General features: G+C 72.8%; 5 protein-coding genes and 1 pseudogene. 3 read left to right on the forward strand and 3 right to left on the reverse strand.

Translation table 11 applies throughout. From position 1 onward, the window contains the following. Positions 1–15 precede the first annotated feature (15 nt). Positions 16–333, reverse strand: coding sequence for an antibiotic biosynthesis monooxygenase family protein (locus AC2VNT_RS03285; RefSeq protein WP_486945498.1), 318 nt, complete (start codon positions 331–333; stop codon positions 16–18). 68 nt (positions 334–401) lie between these two features. On the opposite strand from AC2VNT_RS03285, the gene AC2VNT_RS03290 reads away from it, so the two are divergent. Continuing rightward, positions 402–1,172: an alpha/beta fold hydrolase gene (locus AC2VNT_RS03290; RefSeq protein ID WP_486945499.1), complete on the forward strand. Its 771-nt coding sequence runs from the start codon at positions 402–404 to the stop codon at positions 1,170–1,172. On the opposite strand, the gene AC2VNT_RS03295 is transcribed toward AC2VNT_RS03290, so the two are convergent. Continuing rightward, complete coding sequence (locus AC2VNT_RS03295; protein WP_486945500.1) at positions 1,139–2,071, reverse strand: HhH-GPD family protein; 933 nt, start codon at positions 2,069–2,071, stop codon at positions 1,139–1,141. The genes AC2VNT_RS03290 and AC2VNT_RS03295 overlap by 34 nt on opposite strands. Here AC2VNT_RS03295 and AC2VNT_RS03300 point away from each other — a divergent pair. Further along, positions 2,070–2,687, forward strand: coding sequence for a carbonic anhydrase (locus AC2VNT_RS03300; protein WP_486945501.1), 618 nt, complete (start codon positions 2,070–2,072; stop codon positions 2,685–2,687). The genes AC2VNT_RS03295 and AC2VNT_RS03300 overlap by 2 nt on opposite strands. A gap of 104 nt (positions 2,688–2,791) precedes the next feature. After that, positions 2,792–3,565, forward strand: a pseudogene (locus AC2VNT_RS03305) (hypothetical protein); the annotation flags it as partial. Between the two features lie 23 nt (positions 3,566–3,588). Here AC2VNT_RS03305 and radA read toward each other — a convergent pair. Continuing rightward, on the reverse strand, positions 3,589–4,982 hold a 1,394-nt coding region (gene radA, locus AC2VNT_RS03310), incomplete at its 5' end, for a DNA repair protein RadA (protein WP_486945502.1).

The following is a 4,982-nucleotide window of genomic DNA, read 5'->3' on the forward strand; positions in this document are numbered from 1 at the left end:
CGGGCCCGGCCGCGGCTAGGCGCGGGTGCCAGGTCCGGCAACGTCCAACACAACCTCGAATTCCAGCAGGGCCGCGCCGGTTGCGACCGGCTTGTCCTGGGTCTTGGCGTGCGCCTCGGCGCCGGTCCCGGTGGCCCATGCCTGGAAGGCCTGATCCGACTCCCACTGGGTCACCACGAAGTAGCGGTCGTCTCCCTTGACCGGCCGCAGCAGCTGGAAGCCCAGGAATCCGGGAGAGTTCTCCACGATGCCGGCCCGGTTGGCGAACCGCTTCTCCAGCTCCGGCCCCGCGCCCGGCGGCACCTCGATTGCGTTGATCTTCACCACTGACATGCGGTCAATCTACCGTGTCGGGGGTTGCCGGTTTGCCGTGGCCGCGTGCGATCGGCCCAAGATGGGGTGTGCCCACCGGACCCAACCCACCGGCCGATCCGCTGACCTACCGCGGCGGACGCGGCCGACCCGTCGTCTTGGTCCACGGTCTGATGGGCCGTGGCAGCACCTGGTCACGTCAGCTGCCGTGGCTGCGGCGGGTCGGCGCCGTCTACACCTACGACGCGCCGTGGCACCGCGGCCGGGACGTGGCCGACCCGTACCCGGTCAGTACCGAACGGTTCGTCGCCGACCTGGCGGACGCGGTGAGCGCACTGGGGCAGCCGGTGCGGCTGGTCGGCCATTCCATGGGCGGGCTGCACGCCTGGTGTCTGGCCGCGCACCGGCCGGAGCTGGTCTCCGCGCTGGTCGTCGAGGACATGGCGCCGGACTTCCGGGGCCGCACCACCGGCCCGTGGGAACCGTGGCTGCACGCGTTGCCGGTCGAATTCGACACCGAGGAACGGGTATTCGCCGAATTCGGCGACATCGCCGGCCGGTACTTCCTGGAGGCGTTCGACCGGACCGCAACCGGATGGCGGCTGCACGGGCACCGGTCACGCTGGATCGAGATCGCCGCGGAGTGGGGCACCCGGGACTACTGGGCGCAGTGGCGTGCGGTGCGGGTGCCGACCCTGCTGATCGAGGCGGGCAGCTCGGTGACCCCAGCCGGGCAGATGCGGGAGATGGCCGAACTCGGTGCGCGGAGCCGCTATCTGCTGGTCGAAGAGGCCGGCCACCTGGTGCACGACGAAGCCCCGGATGCCTATCGGGCCGCGGTGGAGTCGTTTCTGTCCTGACCGGGCAGCGCGAACCGCCCCCCGGCGACCCGCTCCACCAGACCGTCGGCCAGCAGCGACGCCAAGGCTCGTTCGCGCTGGATCGCATCCGATGGCCAGGCCGGCTCCAGCCGAACCCGGTCAACCGGAGAGTCGGTGGCCCGCAACACATCCAGCAGCCGGCCCCGGACCTGCCGGTCGGTGCCGGCGTAGCGCTGGGTGCGCCGCCCGGTCTGGACGGTGGCCGGATATCCGGCCTGCCGCCAGGCGCACCCGCTGAGCGGGCAGGCGGCGCAGTCCGGGGTGCGCGCTGTGCACACCGTCGCGCCCAACTCCATCAGCGCCACGGAGAACCGCGGTGCCAGCTCCGCGGCGGGCAGCAGCGCGGCGACCTCGGCATGTTCCCGCTGCGACGGCGACCCGCCGCCGGCGCGCCCGTGCACCGCCCGGGCGACCACCCGGCGGACGTTGGTGTCCACCACCGGGACCGGTCTGCGGTAGGCGAAGCAGGCCACCGCGTTGGCGGTGTAGCGGCCGATGCCAGGCAGCGCACGCAGGGTGTCGACGTCGTCGGGGACGATGCCGGCGAAGTCGCCGGCGATGACGGTGGCGCACTCGTGCAGGTACTTGGCCCGCCGCGGGTAGCCCAGCTTGCCCCAGGCCCGCAGCAAGTCCGCGACGGTCGCCGCGGCGGTCGCCGAGGCGCTGGGCCAGCGCCCCACCCAGTCGGTCCAGACCGGCAACACCCGGGCCACCGGGGTCTGCTGCAGCATGAACTCGCTGACCAGGATCTGCCACGCCGTCACCCCGGCGCGGCGCCAGGGCAGGTCGCGGCGGGCCCGGTCGTACCAGCCGAGCAGCTCGCCGGCGTCGATGTTCACTGCGCGGCGGCTGGCCCGGCCGGGCAGAATGGCAGCCATGCCGAACACCAACCCCGCAGCCGCGTGGAAGACACTCAAAGAGGGTAACCAGCGCTTCGTCGCCGGTCAGCCCGCACATCCCAGCCAGAGCATCGAGCGCCGGGCCAGTCTGGCGGACGGCCAGGCGCCGACCGCGGTGGTGTTCGGCTGCGGCGACAGCCGGGTGGCGGCGGAGCTCATCTTCGACCAGGGCCTCGGCGACATGTTCGTGGTGCGCACCGCCGGTCACGTGATCGACTGGGCGGTGCTGGGATCCATCGAGTTCGGGGTGGCGGTGCTCGACGTGCCGCTGATCGTGGTGCTCGGGCACGACAGCTGCGGCGCGGTGAAGGCGACGCTGGCCGCGCTCGACGACGGTGCGGTGCCGGGCGGCTACCTGCGCGACATCGTCGAGCGGGTGACGCCGTCGATCCTGCTGGGTCGCCGGGACGGGCTGGACACCGTCGACGAACTGGAAGCCCGCCACGTCGCCGAGACGATATCGGAGTTGGTGACCCGGTCGACGACGATCGCCGGGCGGGTAGCGGCGGGCTCGCTGGCCATCGCCGGTGCCACCTATCAGCTGGCCGACGGGCGGGTTGTGCTGCGCAATCACGTCGGCGATATCGGCGAATAGGCCGTCGACCGGCCGGTCCGGATAGTCCGCGAAGGTCACGACGCCGCGACGACACGCCGACAATGGTCGGACGACTCGCGGTGACCTGGCCTTACCGTGAGGATGTGCTGGAATTGGAACCGCAGGGCCCGTTGCCCGCGCAGATCTACTGGCGCCGCCGGGCCTTGGCCGTGGCGGTCGCGGTGGTCGTCGCCGGGGTGGTGCTGGCGATCATCGCCGCGCTGTTCCACGGCAACGCGGGGGCGGAAGCCGCGGACGGGAAGAAGGCCACGGCCGAGCGGTCGGCCAAGCCGGGCGCCGACCCGCACAAGGAGGAGATCAAGACCCCGGTGGTGCCGCCGGTGGCGCAGGGCGTCCCACCCAGTGCGACCCCCACCGCGGCCGTGGTGCCACCCCCGGTGCTGCAAGAGGGCGACGACTGTCCGGATTCGACGCTGGCCGTCAAGGGCCTGACCAGTGAGCCGAACTACGCGCTGGGTGACCAGCCGAAGTTCACCATGGTCGTCACCAATATCGGGCTGGTGTCGTGTAAACGCGACGTCGGCGCGGCGGTGCTGGCCGCCTACGTCTACTCGCTGGACAACCAGCGGCTGTGGTCGAACCTGGACTGCGCCCCGTCGAACGAGACGCTGGTGAAGACGTTCGCCCCGGGTGAGCACGTGACCACCGAGGTGACCTGGACCGGGATGGGCTCGGCCCCGCAGTGCCCGTTGCCCCGGCAGCCGATCGGGCCGGGCACCTACAACCTGGTCGTGCAGCTGGGCAACCTGCGTTCGGCGGCGGTGCCGTTCATCCTGTCCGAGCCGGCGCAACCGGTCGCGCCACCGGCCGAACCCGCGCCGCCGGCCGAGCCGGCGCCGCCGGCGGACGCCCCGGCCGACCAGCCGCCCGGCCAAAGAGCTCACCCCAGCCGAACGGCCCCGTCCGGCCGATGCTCCAGCAGCTCCGGTGGAGCCGGTTCGCGGGCCCGGCGCTCGGCGATCGCCACCAGGTGGCAGCAGGCTTCCACGATGGTGGCCGCCGCGGCGACCCGCAGCCCGGACGGGACGTCCGGGCAGCCCGCCGGGACCAGCGCGGTGGTGCAGCCCAGCCGGACCGCCTCTGTCAGCCGGCGACGCATCCCGGCCACCGGCCGCAGGTCGCCGGCCAGGCCCACCTCGCCGATCGCCACCGCGGTGGCCGGCAGCGGCAGCTGGGCATGGGCCGACACCAGGGCGAGGGCGATCGCCAGATCCGACGACGGATCGGTCAGCCGCATCCCGCCGACCGTGGACAGGTAAACGTCCTTGGCGGCGACGGGCAGGCCGGCGTGCTGGCCCAGTACCGCGGTGATCATCGCCGCGCGGGCGTGGTCGATCCCACTCACCGCGCGCCGCGGCGCCCCGCCCGCCGGGGTGGCCAGCAACGCCTGAACTTCGCCGATCAACGCCCGCTTGCCGTCCAGCGTCACGGTGATCGCGGTGCCCGGGACGGCCTGGTGCCGCTGCTGCAGGAAGAGACCGGACGGGTCGGAGACCTCTGCTATTCCCCTGTCCTGCAATAGAAAACATCCGACTTCGTCGGTGCTGCCGAATCGGTTCTTGACGGCGCGGACGGTCCGCAGCGAGGTGCCGCGGTCACCGTCGAAATGCAGCACCACGTCGACCAGGTGCTCCAGCGAACGTGGGCCGGCGATCGCACCGTCCTTGGTGACGTGCCCGATCAGGACCAGGGCCACGCCGCTCGCCTTGGCCGCGGTGGTGAGCGCCGCGGTGACCGCCCGCACCTGGGTGACGCCACCGGCGACGCCGTCGGCGTCCGGCGCCGACATGGTCTGCACCGAATCCACCACCGCCAGCGTCGGACCGACCGCGTCGAGGTGGCCCAGCACGGTGGGCAGGTCCGACTCGGCGGCCAGGTAGATCTGGTCGTGGCTGCAGCCGGTGCGATCGGCGCGCAACCGGACCTGCCCGCCGGACTCCTCGCCGGCGACGTAGAGCACCCGCCGGCCGGCCTCGGCCCACCGGCGAGCGGCCGCCAGCAGCAGCGTCGACTTGCCCACCCCGGGATCACCGGCGAGCAGGGTCACCGACCCGGGCACCAGTCCGCCGCCGAGCACCCGGTCGAGTTCGGCGATGCCGGTCGGCTGCGGGCGCGCGCAGCCCGGCTCGATGGAGCTGATCGGCACCGCGGCCCGTTCCGGCGTGGCAGCGCGCGGGCCTCCACCCGACGCCGAAGCCACTATCTCGTGGACGGCGCCCCAGTTGCTGCACTCCGGGCAGCGACCCAGCCACTTGGGCATGGTGTGCCGGCAGT

The sequence above is a fragment of the Mycobacterium sp. TH-M15 genome (assembly GCF_057473705.1).

What these genes read in the sequence shown, in the direction of transcription:
- AC2VNT_RS03285 (WP_486945498.1), bottom strand. Translation starts at nt 333, where the DNA reads ATGTCAGTGGTGAAGATCAACGCAATCGAGGTGCCGCCGGGCGCGGGG.
- AC2VNT_RS03300 (WP_486945501.1), top strand. Translation starts at nt 2,070, where the DNA reads ATGCCGAACACCAACCCCGCAGCCGCGTGGAAGACACTCAAAGAGGGT.
- AC2VNT_RS03295 (WP_486945500.1), bottom strand. Translation starts at nt 2,071, where the DNA reads ATGGCTGCCATTCTGCCCGGCCGGGCCAGCCGCCGCGCAGTGAACATC.